Annotated in this window: 13 protein-coding genes; all 13 read left to right on the forward strand. The window is 42.8% G+C overall.

The window, feature by feature from the left end:
* Positions 1 to 28 precede the first annotated feature (28 nt).
* Positions 29 to 1,528, forward strand: coding sequence for a ribosomal protection-like ABC-F family protein (gene abc-f, locus ACHZES_RS02335; protein ID WP_395548525.1), 1,500 nt, complete (start codon positions 29 to 31; stop codon positions 1,526 to 1,528).
* A 218-nt stretch (positions 1,529 to 1,746) separates the two neighbouring features.
* Positions 1,747 to 2,592 carry a PRD domain-containing protein gene (locus tag ACHZES_RS02340; RefSeq protein ID WP_353655079.1) on the forward strand — a complete coding sequence of 282 codons (846 nt, stop codon included), beginning with the start codon at positions 1,747 to 1,749 and terminating at the stop codon, positions 2,590 to 2,592.
* Entirely contained in the window at positions 2,589 to 4,457 is a 1,869-nt protein-coding gene (locus ACHZES_RS02345) for a PTS beta-glucoside transporter subunit IIBCA (RefSeq protein WP_038284305.1), read from the forward strand. The genes ACHZES_RS02340 and ACHZES_RS02345 overlap by 4 nt, the downstream gene beginning before the upstream one ends.
* A 2-nt stretch (positions 4,458 to 4,459) precedes the next feature.
* Positions 4,460 to 5,890, forward strand: a complete 1,431-nt coding sequence (locus tag ACHZES_RS02350; protein ID WP_395548522.1) for a family 1 glycosylhydrolase — start codon at positions 4,460 to 4,462, stop codon at positions 5,888 to 5,890.
* A gap of 316 nt (positions 5,891 to 6,206) precedes the next feature.
* The gene (locus ACHZES_RS02355; protein WP_154520674.1) at positions 6,207 to 7,019 is read left to right on the forward strand and encodes a DUF1189 domain-containing protein; all 813 of its coding nucleotides are present in this window, start codon (positions 6,207 to 6,209) and stop codon (positions 7,017 to 7,019) included.
* A gap of 108 nt (positions 7,020 to 7,127) precedes the next feature.
* On the forward strand, positions 7,128 to 8,576 hold the full coding sequence (miaB, locus tag ACHZES_RS02360) for a tRNA (N6-isopentenyl adenosine(37)-C2)-methylthiotransferase MiaB (RefSeq protein ID WP_038284308.1): 1,449 nt from the start codon (positions 7,128 to 7,130) through the stop codon (positions 8,574 to 8,576).
* A gap of 160 nt (positions 8,577 to 8,736) precedes the next feature.
* The gene (gene mutS, locus ACHZES_RS02365; RefSeq protein WP_038284309.1) at positions 8,737 to 11,391 is read left to right on the forward strand and encodes a DNA mismatch repair protein MutS; all 2,655 of its coding nucleotides are present in this window, start codon (positions 8,737 to 8,739) and stop codon (positions 11,389 to 11,391) included.
* 143 nt (positions 11,392 to 11,534) lie between these two features.
* The gene (mutL, locus tag ACHZES_RS02370) at positions 11,535 to 13,454 is read left to right on the forward strand and encodes a DNA mismatch repair endonuclease MutL (protein WP_395548520.1); all 1,920 of its coding nucleotides are present in this window, start codon (positions 11,535 to 11,537) and stop codon (positions 13,452 to 13,454) included.
* Positions 13,451 to 14,407, forward strand: coding sequence for a tRNA (adenosine(37)-N6)-dimethylallyltransferase MiaA (gene miaA / locus ACHZES_RS02375; RefSeq protein ID WP_395548519.1), 957 nt, complete (start codon positions 13,451 to 13,453; stop codon positions 14,405 to 14,407). The genes mutL and miaA overlap by 4 nt, the downstream gene beginning before the upstream one ends.
* Positions 14,407 to 15,687, forward strand: a complete 1,281-nt coding sequence (locus tag ACHZES_RS02380; protein ID WP_395548518.1) for an aminotransferase class I/II-fold pyridoxal phosphate-dependent enzyme — start codon at positions 14,407 to 14,409, stop codon at positions 15,685 to 15,687. Before miaA ends, ACHZES_RS02380 begins: the two co-directional genes overlap by 1 nt.
* A gap of 180 nt (positions 15,688 to 15,867) precedes the next feature.
* Complete coding sequence (locus ACHZES_RS02385) at positions 15,868 to 16,119, forward strand: DUF4321 domain-containing protein (protein WP_025233156.1); 252 nt, start codon at positions 15,868 to 15,870, stop codon at positions 16,117 to 16,119.
* 106 nt (positions 16,120 to 16,225) lie between these two features.
* Complete coding sequence (gene radC / locus ACHZES_RS02390) at positions 16,226 to 16,921, forward strand: DNA repair protein RadC (RefSeq protein ID WP_038284313.1); 696 nt, start codon at positions 16,226 to 16,228, stop codon at positions 16,919 to 16,921.
* A complete protein-coding gene (gene mreC / locus ACHZES_RS02395) occupies positions 16,922 to 17,839 on the forward strand; it encodes a rod shape-determining protein MreC (RefSeq protein WP_038284314.1) in 918 nt (305 codons plus the stop codon). It abuts the gene before it with no gap.
* The last annotated feature ends 20 nt before the right edge of the window (positions 17,840 to 17,859 follow it).

Genomic DNA, 17,859 nt, shown 5'->3' on the forward strand with positions numbered 1-17,859 from the left:
TATTTTCTGCCTGAATGGAGGAAGCTCTATGTCATTAATACAAGTCACTGATTTATCTTTTACCTATGAAGGAAGCCCAGATCCCGTCTTCGAACACGTATCCTTTCAGATTGATACGGATTGGAAACTGGGCTTTACAGGAAGAAACGGGAGAGGAAAAACCACTTTTTTAAATTTATTGATGAACCGTTATAACTACACAGGAACTATTATTTCAAATGTCATATTTGACTATTTCCCTTTTCCTGTGCCGGATGAGGAATTGGATACTCTGGAAATTCTGGATTCCATCCTTGGTGAATATCCGTTTTGGGAGCTTCAAAGAGAGTTGTCCAGATTAAAGGTCTCTGAGGATGTGCTATACCGGCCTTTTTACACACTTTCAAACGGAGAGAGGACTAAGGTTCTTTTAGCAGCCCTGTTCTTAAGAGAAGGTCACTTCCTGCTGATCGATGAACCCACCAACCACCTTGACCGGGAGGCCAGAGAACTGGTAAGTCAGTATCTAAATAGCAAAAAGGGATTTATCCTGGTTTCTCATGACCGGAAATTCCTGGATGCATCCGTGGACCATATCCTGTCCATAAACAAAACAAGTATTGAAGTTCAGAGAGGCAATTTTACCTCCTGGTATGAGAACAAGCAAATGCAGGATCAGTATGAACGGTCCGAAAATGAGCGGTTAAAAAAGGACATCCGTCATCTGGAGGCAGCCGCAAGACAGTCAGGGGAATGGGCGGACCAGGTGGAGTCCACAAAGATCGGGAAAAAATCCATGAACCGGGAAAAATCCATTGACACACGGGCTTATGTAGGGGAAAAGTCCAGGCGGATGCAGATGCGCAGAAAGAATCTGGAAAACAGGCAGAACTATGCCATTGAGAATAAAAAAGGTCTTTTGAAAAATATAGAGGAGGCAGAAGATCTTAAGCTCTATCCTTTAAAATACCGCTCTTCCAGAATTCTTTCATTAAAAGATGTTGTTCCTTACTATGAAGGACCTGTCTGCAAACCTGTCAGCTTCACACTGGAACAGGGACAGAGGATATCCCTGCAGGGGAAAAATGGCTGCGGAAAATCCAGTATATTGAAGCTGGTGGTTGGCAGGGATCTTGCAGGAGAAAATATTTCCTTTGAAGGGTATATGGAAATATCAAGCGGTCTTAAGATATCCTATGTATCTCAGGATACTTCATTTTTAAAAGGCAGCCTGACGGAATACTCCAGGGAAAACGGTATCGAAGACTCACTGTTCAAGACGCTCCTTCGCAAGCTGGACTTCTCCAGGGAGCAGTTGGAAAAACCGATGGAATCTTATAGTGAAGGACAGAAGAAAAAGGTTCTTATTGCCCGCAGTCTCTGTGAACAGGCTCATCTGTATATCTGGGATGAACCGCTTAATTTCATTGATGTATATTCCAGGATCCAAATCGAGGATCTGATCCTTAAGTTCCAGCCGACCATGCTGCTTGTGGAGCATGATGATGCATTTACCAGGAAGGTGGCAACTGAAGCAGTAGAGTTATAAATTGCTCTATTTATACAAAAAATAGGCGTTGACACAGGAATAAATTAGTGATATTATACCTGTAGTGTAAGAAAGAAAAAATCAGGAATAACAAAGTAGTTATTTCTTGAGTTATGTTACTGATAAGCAGGCAGAACTCAGATTCCATATTAATCAGCCCATTTTTACTGGGTTAATTGGTATGTAATCTGAGTTTTTTTTCTTGAAAGGAGTACACGGTGCGGGTAAAAAAGATCCTGAATAATAACATTGCAATAGTTGAAAAAGGTGGCCATGAATCAATCGTCTATTCAACAGGAATTTCGTTCAAAAAAAAAGTTGGCCAACAAATTACAGATTCCGAAATTGAAAAGACGTATGTATTAGATTCAAAAGACCGCCTTGAGCATTTAAGCTATTTACTCACCAATACCGATGAGAAAACCATTGGACTGATCAATAATCTGGTTCATTATGGTGAAACAGTATTGGAACAAAAAGCGAATGATTATTTATATCTGGCCTTGCTCGACCATATTACTTTTGCCTGGAAACGGGGAAAGAAAAATCAGTTTATCCGAAGTCCTTTATCCTGGGAGGTTCAAAAGTTTTATCCGGTTTATTATAAAATCGGCCTCCATGCTCTGCAGATGATGAGGGAGTGCTATCAAATTGATTTTCCTGATGATGAAGCCGTTTCTATCGCCTTACACTTTGTGAATATCCAGGAAGAAAAATCTCTTCTGGATGAAAAAATTAAAGATATGGAAACGCTGCAGGATATTCTGAACATTATTAAATATCATTTTAACATCTCTTTTGATGAATCTTCCATGAACTATATGCGGTTAGTAACCCATCTTCAGTATTTTATTGAACGCTTAAGAAAAGAAAAAAATCATGGACAAAGTGATTCAATTTTATATCAGCAGGTAAAGGAGATTTACCCCTATGCCTATACCGCAGTAGAAAAAATTGATATTTATGTAAAGAAAAAGTTTAATCAGTATTTATCGCAAGATGAATATGCGTATTTAATGATACACATTAATCGCATTTTGGAAAGAAAGGAAAATGAATCATGAAATACCAAGAGTTTAACCAGCAGATTATTGACTTAATCGGCGGTAAAAACAACATACAGGCAGTTGTACACTGTATGACACGTTTACGTTTTACTTTAAAAGATAAAAGGAAAGCTAAGACAGAGGAAATTAAAAATTTAAAGGGTGTTATCGATGTAGTTGATAACAATGTTGCTTATCAGATTATAGTGGGAACTCACGTAAATGACGTATACAAAGAACTGATCGATATGCTAGGCATTAGTACTGGCGAAGAGGGTTCCCAGAAACGAAAAAATAAAAATTTTGTAAAGGCTGCTTTGGATGTTGTTTCTGAATCGATGAACCCGATATTGGAACCAATTATTTGTGCGGGATTATTGGCTGCGTTTTTATCCATTGTTTCCCTTACAGGATTGATTTCACCTGAGAGTCCCACATATCAAATTTTTGATGCATTACGAAATGCCGTTTTCTATTTCCTGCCTATTTTTATGGCAATGAGCTGTGCCAAAAGATTAGGGGTAAGCCCTTACCTGGCAGTGGCTTTAGCGGCAACTATTTTATCCGGATCAATTAATGGAGTAGAAGGACTGAGCTTATTCACCATTCCATTGCCTCAAATTACGTACTCCAATAGTTTTATACCTATTTTATTAGCAGTTTGGTTCATGGGATATGTAACGAAAATTGTAAAAAGGATAGTTCCGACTGCCTTACAGTACTTTTTAACTCCTTTACTGATTATGGTTGTTATGCTTCCGGCAACCTTGTTGGTCTTTGGACCTTTAGGATTTTATCTGGGAGAAGGAATCATTGCGTTCTTTAATCTTCTGATGAAATACGTGGGCAGCTGGTTTGTTATGATGCTTTACTCTGCATTGCAGCCATTTATTATCATGCTGGGGGCAGGCAATTTTATTATGCCTGTAGTCGCTTCCCTTATTGCTTCTAATGGTTATGATCCTGCGTTTATTTCTTCTTGTACGATTTCTGATATAGCTGTTGGCGGTGCGATGCTAGGGTACTTTTTGCGGACAAAAAACAGCAAACAAAAACAGCTGTTCGGAACTGTGACACTGTCTGCCATCTTAGGCGTGACGGAACCTGCTATTTATGGTGTTTTTGTAAAATTTCGCCGGCCGTTTGTAGCGGTTATGATCGGCGGCGGTTTAGGCGGACTGTTTGCAGGAATTACAGGCGTTAAGGCTTATTCCATCGCATGGGGCCTGTTTGGCTTACCGGCTTACATTGGTGCTGGAGATTTCAAAAATTTATGGCTGATGGTCTCAGCAGTTATTATTAGTTTCGTGGGAGCAGCGATTGTTTCTTATATATTAGGCGTGCCATCTGAAGATGATAGTGCTGAAAAAGAAAGTCCAGGTGAAATAACAGGCGAGAACCCTAATTTTCGAACAATTTCTTTATCAACTGCCGCCGAAGGCCAATTAGTACAATTAACAGAAGTAAAGGATCAGGCATTCTCCACTGGGGCTTTAGGGAAAGGGGTGGGAATCATCCCGAAGAAGGACACCATCTATGCACCAGTTGACGGGGAAGTTGCCGCCGTTTTTCCTACAAAACATGCGATAGGAATTAAGGGTGACCAAGGCGAAGAAGTTTTGATTCATATCGGCATTGATACTGTGAAACTTGAAGGAGAACATTTCCAGGTTATGGTTAATCAAGGAGACGTTGTTAAAAGAGGACAAAAGCTGGCGATCGTAGACTTTGAAAGCATCGTAGATGATGGTTATGATCCCACTGTAATTGTTATCATAACAAATACCAATGATTATTTAGATGTAATTCCTGAAGGAAGTAAACAAGTTCACATAGATGATCCGATTATGAATATTGTCTTGGAACAGGAGCAAAGTAAATAACTATGAGATTAAAGGATGATTTTTTATGGGGCGGCAGCATTGCCGCCCACCAATGCGAAGGTGCATATGATGAGGGACATAAAGGTTTAGGGATCATGGATCTTGTGACAGTGGGAGCCTATGGAAAACCAAGGGAAATCCATAAACAGTTATCCGTAACTGCCCATTATCCTTCTCATCAGGGAATTGATTTTTATCACCGATATAAAGAGGATATTGCTCTTTTTGCAGAAATGGGATTTAAAGCCTTGCGGATATCCATCGACTGGTCAAGGATTTATCCCAATGGAGATGAGGAAATCCCAAATCAGGAAGGAATCCGCTTCTATCAAAATGTTGTGGATGAATTAATAAAATATGGAATAGAGCCTATTGTAACGTTGTATCATTTTGAAATGCCTGTTCATTTGGTAAAGACCTACGGTTCCTGGGTGAATAGAACAGTTATTGATAATTATTTAACATTCTGTAAGACAATGTTTGAAGCATTGAAAGGAAAAGTAAGATATTGGGTCACTTTTAATGAAATGAACCATCTTGATCCTCAAACAGAAGCAAGTGATATCTTTACCTATATTATTGCCGGATTAAAATACTCTGAATTGGAGAATAAAAAGCAGACCCTTGCGACAATCGGTTACAACATGACTCTTGCTAGCTGTTTAGCTGTTAAGCTGGGCCACACCGTAGACCCGCTCAACCAGATCGGATGCGTGTTTGGAATCGAACCGGTTTATCCTGTCGATTGCAATCCAATCAATGTGATGAATGCATTTAAGCAAATGGACCGGGATTTTTATCAGATTGACGCCATGTGCAACGGCCTGTTTCCGGCTTATAAAATCCGGGAATACCAATCTCAAGGAATCGAAATTGCTGTCAGCGAGGAAGATAGCCAGGCTTTTCGCGATGGAACCATTGATTTCATAGGGATGAATTATTACGCATCGTCAGTTGCCGAATATGAAGGGGCAGAAGAAGGAAAAAGTGCCCTGTTTGGCGGCTTGCAAAATCCTTATCTGGAAGCAAGCAAATGGGGCTGGACCATTGACCCTGTGGGCCTTCGGTATTTACTAAATTATACTTACCGTAAATATGGCATCCCTATTATTATTACAGAGAATGGACTCGGTGCGGTAGACCAATTGACGGAAGATAGAAAAATCCATGATGAATATCGCATTGACTATTTAAAAAAACACATTACCCAGCTAAAAAAAGCAGTTGAAATTGATCAGGTAGATTGTTTTGGCTATTTGACATGGGCACCAATTGACCTTGTCAGTGCCACAACAGGACAAATGAGTAAGCGTTATGGATTTGTTTACGTCGACCTGGATGATCATGGGGAAGGAACCATGGAACGAATAAAAAAAGATTCCTTTGATTGGTTTAAAGGTGTAATTGAAACAAACGGAGAAGACTTTACTTGATTTTCATAAAAGGGTCGTTGTAAATAGGAATGTAATCACCTATGGTACAGCGGCTCTTTTCCATTGAAAAAAAGAACCTGAAAGCTGTTTTGGTCCAGAGTATATCACACAAGCCGATATAAAATAATATTTTACTTAAATACAGCCATATGATAAGCTTAATATGTTTTAAAAATACTTAAGAGAAAGGATATAAGTAAATGGGTAAAGTATGGTATGTAAAAGTTAAAAAAAAGGAGTATCAGATTAAGCTGAATTTAAGCAAGATCCTTGTTAATGATGAAACGGAAAAGAAAATGAGATGGGGGGTAAACTTATGAATGTATTCAGGGAACTTATATTATCGGTTTATGACTTTAAAAGTTATAGGGAATTTTTGAATAATAAACGACGAAAGGTTTTTTTAGCAGGATTTATTCTTATGGTTATATACTTTGCTCTGACCATGATCATTCCTTTCGTTAAATTTCAGGTTAAAACAGGCGGATTTGTAAAGATTATAGAGGATTATATTCCTGACTTTGAGCTGAGTAATGGAGTGTTTTGGATTGAGAAACCGATTGAATATGAAGCAGATGGTACCTATATTTATATCACTTCAGAACCGGATAACATTTTTTATGATACAGATGAAATTGGAGAATATATTTCGGATTATTACCAAGTATTCCTGATAGATTCAGAAAAAGTCATTGTGAAGAACAAAGGTCAAATTCAGGGACAATATTTTTCGGATCTCGGCATAGAATTCAGCAGAAATAAACTTATGGAGTACGTGCCGCAGGCTTACTTAATCGTAGCAGGGGTTCTGGTTGCTGCCTTTATATTCATGACAGCATTCTTTTTCTTTGGGGTACTGATTGTAGCTCTTCTTGGAATGATAGCCGCTTCCTGTATGAAGTATAAACTAACTTTTGGCCAATTGTATCTAATGGGAGTCTATGCACGGACACTGCCTTTATTGATTAAAGCAGTTATGTCATTTCTTCCGTTTTCCTTACCGATGTTTGGAATCATTAATTTCGGTCTTTCCGTGCTGTACATTGTACTTGCTATTCAGAAGATGAAGGAGTTTGATTCTCAGCAGCCGATAGAAATTGTTTCGGAACAGGAAGATTATTTTAGATAGGAGCAAGCTCCCCTGGGAAATTTTTTTGGTATTTGCAATAAAAAGGATTTATGATATACTGTTCACTGCGGATATATGCAACAATCAAAAAATTAAGAGGTTATGTAAATGAATGATATAAATATGACTTATGAAGAAGCACTCAGCCATGCCCCCCAGGAAGAACCTGCAAGACAATACTTTTTTATAGAACGCTGCCAGGATATTCTGGAAAAATTAAAGGAAGCCTCAGGAAAGGAGCAATTTACCTTTCATATCGCCACCTTCGGTTGCCAGATGAATTCCAGAGATTCCGAAAAGCTTCAAGGGATCTTAGAAGCCATCGGATTTGTAGAACATGCTACGGAAGAGGCTGACTTTGTTCTTTATAATACTTGTACTGTCAGGGAAAATGCCAATGACAGAGTCTACGGACGTCTTGGATATTTAAACAGCCTAAAAAAGAAAAATCCCCATATGATGATCGCTCTTTGCGGCTGCATGATGCAGGAAGAAGAAGTAGTTGCAAAGATTAAAAAGAGCTATCGCTTTGTGGATATTATTTTTGGTACTCATAATATCTTTAAACTGGCAGAGCTTATGTATGAACGCCTGGAAGAAAAAAAGATGGTTGTAGACATTTGGGAAGGAACTGACCGAATTGTGGAGGATCTCCCCACGGATCGGAAATATCCCTTTAAATCCGGCGTTAATATTATGTTTGGCTGCAACAATTTCTGCAGCTACTGCATCGTACCCTATGTACGGGGCAGAGAACGGAGCCGCAGCCCAAAAGATATTCTGGAAGAAGTAAAACAGCTTGCAGATGACGGAGTTGTGGAGATTATGCTTTTAGGGCAGAATGTCAATTCCTATGGAAAAACTCTGGAAACACCCGTAAGCTTTGCAGAACTTCTGACCCAGATCGATCAGGTGGAAGGCCTGGAGCGGATTCGTTTTATGACTTCTCATCCTAAGGATTTGTCAGACGATCTGATCGAAGCCATGAAAAATTCCAAAAAGGTTTGCCGGCATCTTCACCTGCCTCTTCAGTCAGGCAGCAGCCGGATTTTAAAGGTCATGAACCGGAGATACACCAAGGAACAGTATCTGGAACTTGTAGAAAAAATCCGGACAGCCATGCCGGATATTTCCCTGACCACAGATATTATTGTAGGCTTTCCCGGGGAGACAGAAGAAGATTTTAACGAAACTCTTGATGTGGTAAAAAAGGTACGCTTTGACAGCGCCTTTACCTTTATTTACTCCAAACGTACCGGAACACCGGCAGCAAAGATGGAGGAGCAGGTTTCGGAAGATGCGATAAAGAACCGCTTTGACCGTCTGCTGGCTGAAGTCCAGAAAATCTCCTCCGAAGTCTGCGGAAGAGAGGAACACACCGTTCAAAAGGTACTTGTAGAAGAAGTGAATGATCATGAGGAAGGCCTTTTAACCGGCCGCTTAAGTAATAACACTACCGTTCACTTTAAGGGAGATTCTTCTCTCATAGGAAAAATTGTGGACGTATATCTGGATGAATCCAAAGGATTTTACTACATGGGAACTTTAAGACCATAATATGGGCCGCTTTTGGGCCCGTCCATCCAATTATCGGAAGTATTCTTTACTTCCGATAATTACAAAAGAAACGCCCTGCAGGCATACCATTACACTTGGTAATGCGATGGGCTCTGCCAAAAAACATGGGCGGTATACAGAAAAGAGGAAGTAAAAGAGCATGGCTGGATTATCACCAATGATGGCTCATTACATGGAAACAAAGAAGGAATACCCGGACTGTATCTTGTTTTACAGGCTGGGAGACTTTTACGAAATGTTTTTTGAAGATGCGGTTACCGTATCAAGAGAGCTGGAAATCACCTTAACCGGAAAAGAATGCGGACTGGAGGAACGGGCACCTATGTGCGGTGTTCCCTATCATGCCGTTGATACATATTTAAACCGTCTTGTTCAGAAAGGCTTTAAAGTTGCCATTGCCGAACAGATGGAAGACCCCAGGCTTGCCAAGGGACTGGTAAAGCGTGAGGTTATTCGTGTGGTAACACCTGGAACCATCACAAGCGCACAGGCTCTTGATGAAACAAAGAATAATTACCTGATGGGAATCGTCTATATCGGTGAAACCTTTGGAATCGCAGTAGCGGATATCAGCACCGGTGATTTTCTTGTAACGGAGGTAGAATCGGAGCGGGAACTAATGGATGAGATCAATAAGTTTACCCCCTCTGAAATCATCTGCAACGAAGCATTTTATGTTTCTGGAGTGGATGTGGAAGAAATAAAGAACCGTCACCATGCGGTTATTTCATCTCTGGATCATCATTTCTTTTCCGATGAAGTCTGCCGGAAAATTCTAAAAGAACACTTCAAGGTAGGCGCACTCACAGGACTCGGGCTGGAAGATTATGACACCGGAGTCATAGCTGCCGGGGCAGTTATGGAGTACATGTACGAGACCCAGAAAAACAGCCTTTCCCATATAACCACCATCACTCCTTATTCCACCGGACAGTTCATGATTATTGACACTTCTACCAGACGGAATCTGGAGCTTTTGGAGACCTTAAGGGAAAAGCAGAAGCGGGGAAGCCTTCTCTGGGTTCTGGACCGGACGAAAACAGCCATGGGCGCCAGAATGCTTCGTACCTACATAGAGCAGCCTTTGATTCATAAATCAGAGATCATAAAACGTCAGAACGCCATTGAAGAGCTGAATATGAATTTCATATCAAGGGAAGAGATCTGTGAATATTTAAACCCGATTTATGATCTGGAGCGTCTGATCGGAAGGATCAGTTATAAGACAGCCAATCCAAGAGATATGATCGCATTTAAAAGCTCCCTGGAAATGCTTCCGCACATCAAGAATCTCTTAGCAGAATTCACCAGTGACATGCTAAAGGACTTGTGGGGGGAACTGGATCCCTTAGAGGATGTCAGGGAATTGATTGACCGTGCCATTATTGACGATCCGCCTATTACCTTAAGGGACGGCGGGATCATTAAGGATGGTTTTCATGAAGAAGCCGACAAGCTGAGAAGTGCCAAAACAGAGGGGAAAAACTGGCTTGCTGACTTGGAATTACGGGAAAAAGAAAAAACAGGGATCAAAAACCTGAAAGTAAAATTTAATAAGGTATTCGGCTATTATTTTGAAGTAACCAATTCCTTTAAGGATCTTGTGCCCGATTACTTTATCCGTAAACAGACTCTTGCCAATGCAGAGCGCTATACCACCGACGAGTTAAAGGAACTTGAAAATGTAATACTGGGAGCTGAGGACAAGCTGTTTTCCCTGGAATACAGTTTATTTTGTCAGGTCCGGGATTCGGTGGCAGACCAGGTTCTCCGGATACAGAAGACTGCCAGGGCTATAGCAGGGATCGATGTCCTGGCCTCCTTATCCTCTGTTGCCACAAGGAACAACTATGTTAAGCCCCAGGTTAATGAAAAGGGACTGATCGATATTAAGAACGGACGCCATCCGGTAGTGGAAAAAATGATGCGGGATGATCTGTTTGTTTCCAATGATACTTATCTGGACAACGGGAAAAACCGGGTTTCCATTATCACCGGCCCAAACATGGCAGGAAAGTCTACCTACATGCGCCAGACTGCGTTAATTGTTCTGATGGCCCAAATCGGAAGCTTTGTTCCTGCAGAGGAAGCAAGCATTGGAATCTGCGACCGGATTTTCACCCGGGTAGGTGCATCCGATGATCTGGCTTCCGGCCAGAGTACTTTTATGGTGGAGATGACGGAGGTTGCCAACATCCTTCGGAACGCCACAAAAAACAGTTTGATTGTCTTAGATGAAATCGGCCGCGGCACCAGCACCTTTGACGGACTCAGCATTGCCTGGGCTGTGGTAGAGCACATCAGTAATCCGAAGATCCTGGGAGCAAAAACCTTGTTTGCGACACACTATCATGAGTTGACCGAACTGGAAGGAACCATGAGCGGTGTAAATAATTACTGCATCGCAGTAAAAGAACAGGGCGATGACATTGTTTTCTTAAGAAAGATCATAAAGGGCGGAGCCGATAAAAGCTACGGCATACAGGTGGCAAAGCTGGCCGGCGTCCCGGACTCCGTCATTATCAGGGCCAAGGAGCTGTTGGAAGAATTAAGGGATGCAGACATCACAGCCAAAGCCCGAGAAATTGCCGAAATCAACGCCAATATCACCCAAAGAAAGGCTGTTCCAAAGCCCGACGAAGTGGATTTACAGCAGATGTCCATCTTTGATACTGTAAAGGATGATGATATCATCAAGGAATTGGGTGATTTAGAGCTGGGGAATATGACTCCCATTGACGCGCTCAATACCCTGTACCGTTTGCAGACAAAGCTAAAGAACCGTTGGCAGTAGAAATAAGCATGGGCGTGAAAGTGGAAACACCCTGCGGGCATACCTTTATGCCCAGAAAGCGTGGGCGTGAAAGTGGAAACACCCTGCGGGCATACCTTTATGCCCAAAAAGCGTGGGCGTGAAAGTGGAAAGGAGCAGGTGCTATGCCGAATATAACCGTACTGGATCAAAATACCATCAATAAAATAGCGGCAGGTGAGGTCATAGAACGTCCGGCCTCTGTTGTAAAGGAGCTCTTAGAAAACGCCATTGATGCCAAATCCACCGCAGTTACTGTGGAGATCAAAGAAGGGGGAACCTCCTTTATCCGGGTGACCGACAATGGTTGCGGGATTCCCAAAGAGGAAGTCCCTCTGGCTTTTCTACGCCATTCTACAAGCAAGATCAAATCCGTAGAGGATCTATTTACCATTTCCTCTCTTGGATTCCGTGGAGAAGCTCTTGCAAGCATCGCCGCTGTCTCTCAGGTGGAGCTGATTACAAAGACCAGCATTGGGCTTACCGGAACCAGATTTCAGATTGAGGGAGGCGAGGAACGGTCCCTGGAAGAGATCGGAGCGCCTGAAGGAACTACTTTCATCGCCAGGAACTTATTTTACAATACTCCGGCCAGGAAGAAGTTCTTAAAAACTCCTTCCACGGAAGGTGCCCATGTGGCTGAGCTGGTGGAAAAGCTGGCTCTGTCTCATCCGGAAGTATCCATTCGCTTTATCCAGAACAACCAGAACAAGCTTCACACCTCCGGAAACCACAATTTAAAGGATATTGTATACACAGTATTTGGTCGGGAAATTGCATCAAACCTTTTGGAGGTTACGGTCAATAAGCCCCAGGTTTCCATTCATGGCTACATCGGAAAACCGGTGATCGCCAGAGGCAACCGGAATTACGAAAACTATTTCATCAATGGCAGGTACATTAAAAGCAGCATTATTTCCAGGGCTATAGAAGAAGCCTACCGGCCATTTATGATGCAGCATAAATATCCCTTTACCATGCTTCATTTCACCATTGAATCGGAAATGCTTGATGTAAATGTCCACCCAACCAAGATGGAGCTTCGGTTCCGGGATGGGGAAATGGTCTATCACATGGTGTATCAGGCAGTATCAAGCGCTTTGGCCCACAAAGAGCTGATTCCTGAGGTAGAGTTAGAGAAAAAGGAAGAGGGAAAGCAAAACTTTTCCGTGAAAAAACACGAGCCCAGCCCGGAGCCTTTTGAAAGACGCAGGCTTATGGCTATGGAGCAGCAGTCTGCCATAGAAGAAAAGAAAGATGCGGCCATTACTTTTCCAAAAAGATTAACTCCGTCCCAGCCTTCCTTTGTTAAGGAAATGGATGATCTGGCGGAAAACTGGATAAAACCGCAGGCCCCAGTTGTAGAAAGACTGCCGGAAGCTCCATCAAAAGATGAGGTTCCAAAGAAGGAAAAGGGACCGGAACAGCTGGATCTGTTTGACGGAAAACTCTTAGAACCAAAGGCCCGGTCCATGCATAAACTCATTGGACAGCTGTTTGATACTTACTGGCTGGTTGAATTTAATGAACAGCTTTTTATTATTGACCAACATGCTGCCCATGAAAAGGTTTTATATGAAAAAACCATGGGAACACTTAAGACGATGGAATGCATTTCCCAGATGGTGAGCCCTCCCATTATCCTGACTTTAAACCAAAATGAAGAGGTTTTATTAAAACACCATTTAAAGTATTTTACTGATATGGGCTTTGAAATCGAACCATTTGGCGGCAGAGAATATGCGGTCAGAGGAGTTCCTGCAAACCTTTTTTCCATTGCAAAAAAGGATCTTCTGATCGAGATGATTGATGGACTGTCAGAAGATGGATCTTCCCATAACCCGGATATTATTTATGAGCGGGTCGCCTCCTTATCCTGTAAGGCAGCGGTTAAAGGAGGAAATCGTTTATCTGCTGCGGAAGCAAACGAGCTTATTGACCAGCTTTTAAGTCTGGAAAATCCCTATGCCTGCCCTCACGGAAGGCCAACGATCATTTCCATGAGCAAATATGAGTTAGAGAAGAAATTTAAGAGGATCGTATGATGAGACCGCTGATTATTATTACCGGGCCGACGGCAGTGGGAAAGACCGCTTTGTCGGTCCGTCTTGCGAAAGCAATCGGAGGAGAAATTATAAGCGCTGATTCCATGCAGGTATACCGCCATATGGATATCGGTTCCGCGAAGATCAAAAAGGAAGAAATGGACGGAGTTCCTCATTACCTGATCGATGTTCTTGATCCGGAAGAGGAATTTAATGTGACAGTTTTTCAAAAAATGGCCAAGGAGGCCGTGGAAGAGATTTATTCCCACGGTCATATTCCCATTGTGGCCGGAGGAACCGGTTTTTACATCCAGGCCCTCCTTTATGACATTGATTTTACGGAAAATGGAGAAGACACCTCCATACGCATGGAACTGGAAAAACTGGGTCAGGAGAGGGGAGCAGAGTATCTTCATAACCTTCTTCGGGACATTGACCCGGATTCCGCCGAAGAGATCCATGAAAATAATTTGAAACGGGTGATCCGGGCAATTGAATATTACCGGCAGACCGGAGAACGGATCTCGGAGCACAACAAACGGGAAAGAGAAAAGAAGTCTCCTTATAATTTCCTCTATTATGTAGTAAATACAGACCGGGCCCGTCTCTATGAACGGATTGACCGGCGTGTGGACTTAATGCTTGAGCAGGGGCTTGTGGAAGAGGTTATGCACTTAAAAGATATGGGCTTAACCAGGGACATGGTTTCTATGCAGGGCCTTGGATATAAGGAAATCCTGGATTATTTACAGGGGATATGTACACTGGAAGAGGCCATTTATGTTTTAAAGCGCGACACCAGACATTTTGCAAAGCGCCAGATTACCTGGTTTAAACGGGAACGGGATGTCAGATGGCTGAATCTTCCGGATTTTAACAATGACCTGGATCAGGTGCAATTAAAAATGTTGCAGGACATAAATGAGATATACGGATTGGAGAATAATAAATAATGGAAATAAATGAAATGTACGAAAGCCTGGGAATCAGCAGTCAGGTAATGGATTTCGGAAAAGAGATCGAAGCAGCTTTAAAGGAGCGTTTTAAAGAAATCGATGAAACGGCCGAATATAATCAGATGAAAGTCATTAAGGCCATGCAGGAAAACCGGGTCAGCGACATCCATTTTGCGGCAACCACGGGCTATGGATATAACGACTTAGGCCGTGATACTTTGGAAGCAGTTTATGCCAGCGTATTCCATACGGAAACCGCTCTCGTAAGACCGAATCTGATCAGCGGAACCCATGCACTGACCGTTGCCCTTTCCGGAAATCTCCGCCCAGGGGATGAACTTCTTTCACCTGTAGGAAAACCCTATGATACCCTGGAAGAAGTGATCGGCATCAGGGACAGTGTTGGTTCTTTAAAAGAATACGGAGTCGTATACCGGCAGGTGGACCTTCTTGCCGATGGAACCTTTGACTATGAATCTATTGAAAAAGCGGTGAATGAAAAAACGAAGCTGGTTACCATTCAACGTTCTAAAGGATACGATACCCGTCCTACTTTTTCTGTTTCCCAGATCGGCGAGCTGATCTCCTTTGTGAAAAAGATAAAACCGGATGTGATCTGTATGGTTGATAACTGTTACGGAGAATTCGTTGAAAGGATTGAACCGTCTGACGTGGGAGCCGATATGGTGGTAGGATCTCTCATAAAAAATCCAGGAGGAGGCATTGCCCCAATCGGCGGTTACATTGCGGGAAGGGCAGACTGCATTGACCGAGCTTCCTACCGGCTGACAGCACCTGGTCTTGGAAAGGAAGTCGGAGCCACTCTGGGTCTTAACCAGTCCTTTTTTCAGGGGCTATTTTTATCTCCTACCGTAGTGTCAGGAGCATTAAAAGGCGCAGTATTCGCTGCCAATGTCTATGAAAAGCTAGGCTATTCGGTGGTGCCTAACGGGTCCGAGTCCCGCCATGACATCATTCAGGCCGTTACCTTTGGAATGCCGGAAGGAGTCATTGCCTTCTGTCAGGGAATTCAGGCGGCAGCCCCTGTTGACAGCTTTGTCACACCAGAACCTTGGGATATGCCGGGTTATGACGCTCCCGTTATTATGGCTGCCGGTGCTTTTGTACAAGGTTCATCCATTGAGCTGAGCGCCGATGGTCCGATCAAACCGCCTTATGCGGTTTATTTCCAGGGAGGGCTTACCTGGTACCACGCAAAGCTTGGAATTTTAATGTCAGTACAAAAGCTTTTGGATGCCGGTCTGATCCGTTTATAAAAAATATTTTTTTCATAATCGCACTTGCGGGCCAATGGAAGAGCAAGCTATCGCACTTTTTTGCACTTGTACCTTGGAGGCAAATTGTAAAAAACGGTATACACAACTGCAAAACTATGTTAGAATGATTTGATAGGTATGGACAATCCTGTCATAAAATCAAAAGGGGTAGCAAAGCAGATGAAATACAAAAACTGCTGGGTACTGCTTCTTCTTATGCTGGCCGGCGTAGTTCTAGGAGGCTTTGTCGGAGATCTGACCCGGGGAATTTCCTGGCTGTCCTGGTTAAATGCAGGACAATCCTTTGGATTTGATACCCCATTAATCGTCAATCTCGGCATTCTGGTAATTACCTTTGGCATAAACATTAAAATCACCATGGCTGGCATTATAGGAGTGGCAGCAGCCCTCATTACATATCGGTTAATTTGAACGCCTGCGTTCTATGAGCACGTAGCGGAGCAAAGTGATTGCAAATATCCGCTCTGCCCTACATATGTCTTTTTTACGTACCTGGAGAGTAACGGTCAGGAGGCATATGAAACGAATAACAATGAAAGACATTCCTGCGGATGAACGACCCTATGAAAAGTGTTTAAAGGAAGGTCCGGAAGGCTTAAGCGATGCGGAGCTTTTATCTATTATCATCCGCACAGGCTCCAGGGAGAATAATTCTCTGGCGCTGGCACAGAAGATACTGGCCTTAAATTATCCCAAAGAGGGTATTTTAGGGCTTTTGCATCTTTCAATGCCGGAACTTATGCAGGTTAAGGGAATCGGAGCCGTGAAGGGCGCCCAGCTTTTATGCGTGGGAGAGCTTTCCAGACGTATCTGGAAAAGAACCGCCCGCTCCGATGGGGAATCATTCCGTAATCCCCTTGATATTGTTAATTACTTTGTGGAGGACATGCGCCATAAAGAACAGGAGCTGGTTTATATCGTGCTTCTGAATACAAAAGGAGCCCTGATAAGGGACATTATGATCTCTCAGGGAACAGTGAATACTTCCGCTGTTTCTCCCAGGGAGATTTTCATTGAGGCTATGAAATATCATGCAGTAAGTCTGGTACTGGTTCATAACCATCCAAGCGGAGATCCGTCTCCCAGCAGGGAAGACTTAAGCTTCACCCGCAGGGTAAAAGAAGCAGGGGATCTGGTTGGCATCCGGTTGCTGGACCACATTATCATAGGAGATAATTCCTATATCAGTTTGAAGGAACGGGGAATCTTATAGATGGAATCAAAGCGCAGCAAATATGTTCTTATTGCCTTAACGGTATTTTGTGTCCTGTTAATCGGGTTGACATCCATTCATGACGAATGGCTGACCCCCCTGAGGACTGGGGTAGGATATTTTCTGATTCCGGTGCAATCGGGTGTCAATGCGGTTGGCTCGGCCATTTATGATGAAATTATTGATTATTCAAAGCTTCACGACGCACTGAAAGAAAATAAAGAGATGAAGGATATTATCACACAGCTGACCGAGGAAAACACCAGGCTTCAGTCAGAAGAATTTGAGTTGAAACGGCTTCGCCAGCTTTACAGCCTGGATCAGGATTATGGCCAATATCCAAAAGTGGGGGCCAGGGTCATTGCCAATGACTCAAGCAACTGGTTTCAGATATTCCGTATCGACAAAGGCTCAAAGGATGGGATTGCCCCGGATATGAATGTTGTGGCCGGAGGCGGTCTGGTTGGCATAGTCACGGATGTGGGAGCAAATTATGCAACCGTCCGTTCCATTATTGATGATTCCAGCCGTGTAAGCGGCATGGCCATGCAGTCCGGAAACAGCTGTATCGTTGCCGGTGACTTAACCCTGTTTAAAGAAGGAAGGCTCCGGATCACCAATGTATTAAAGGAAAGCGATGTGAAAGACGGAGATAAGATCGTGACCTCCAATATCAGTTCCGTATTTCTTCCCGGCATCCTGGTTGGTTATGCTTCCGGTATTACCAATGATACCAACAACGTTACCAAATCAGGGTATTTAATTCCTGCGGCAAAGTTTGACAGCCTGCAGGAGGTTCTGGTCATCACGAAACTGAAAGCTGATATGATGAAGGAAGAAGCTTCTGCTCAGGATGAATCCGCTCCCCAGGAGACGGATTCCACTGGAGCAGAAACAGCAGAAAGCGCTTCTCAATAAATAAAGTCATGTCCAAAATG

The organism is Lacrimispora sanguinis (assembly GCF_044987295.1).
In the GTDB taxonomy this organism is placed as follows: domain Bacteria; phylum Bacillota; class Clostridia; order Lachnospirales; family Lachnospiraceae; genus Lacrimispora; species Lacrimispora celerecrescens_B.

What these genes read in the sequence shown, in the direction of transcription:
- abc-f (WP_395548525.1), top strand. Translation starts at nt 29, where the DNA reads ATGTCATTAATACAAGTCACTGATTTATCTTTTACCTATGAAGGAAGC.
- ACHZES_RS02345 (WP_038284305.1), top strand. Translation starts at nt 2,589, where the DNA reads ATGAAATACCAAGAGTTTAACCAGCAGATTATTGACTTAATCGGCGGT.
- ACHZES_RS02350 (WP_395548522.1), top strand. Translation starts at nt 4,460, where the DNA reads ATGAGATTAAAGGATGATTTTTTATGGGGCGGCAGCATTGCCGCCCAC.
- ACHZES_RS02355 (WP_154520674.1), top strand. Translation starts at nt 6,207, where the DNA reads ATGAATGTATTCAGGGAACTTATATTATCGGTTTATGACTTTAAAAGT.
- miaB (WP_038284308.1), top strand. Translation starts at nt 7,128, where the DNA reads ATGAATGATATAAATATGACTTATGAAGAAGCACTCAGCCATGCCCCC.
- mutS (WP_038284309.1), top strand. Translation starts at nt 8,737, where the DNA reads ATGGCTGGATTATCACCAATGATGGCTCATTACATGGAAACAAAGAAG.
- mutL (WP_395548520.1), top strand. Translation starts at nt 11,535, where the DNA reads ATGCCGAATATAACCGTACTGGATCAAAATACCATCAATAAAATAGCG.
- miaA (WP_395548519.1), top strand. Translation starts at nt 13,451, where the DNA reads ATGATGAGACCGCTGATTATTATTACCGGGCCGACGGCAGTGGGAAAG.
- ACHZES_RS02380 (WP_395548518.1), top strand. Translation starts at nt 14,407, where the DNA reads ATGGAAATAAATGAAATGTACGAAAGCCTGGGAATCAGCAGTCAGGTA.
- ACHZES_RS02385 (WP_025233156.1), top strand. Translation starts at nt 15,868, where the DNA reads ATGAAATACAAAAACTGCTGGGTACTGCTTCTTCTTATGCTGGCCGGC.
- radC (WP_038284313.1), top strand. Translation starts at nt 16,226, where the DNA reads ATGAAACGAATAACAATGAAAGACATTCCTGCGGATGAACGACCCTAT.
- mreC (WP_038284314.1), top strand. Translation starts at nt 16,922, where the DNA reads ATGGAATCAAAGCGCAGCAAATATGTTCTTATTGCCTTAACGGTATTT.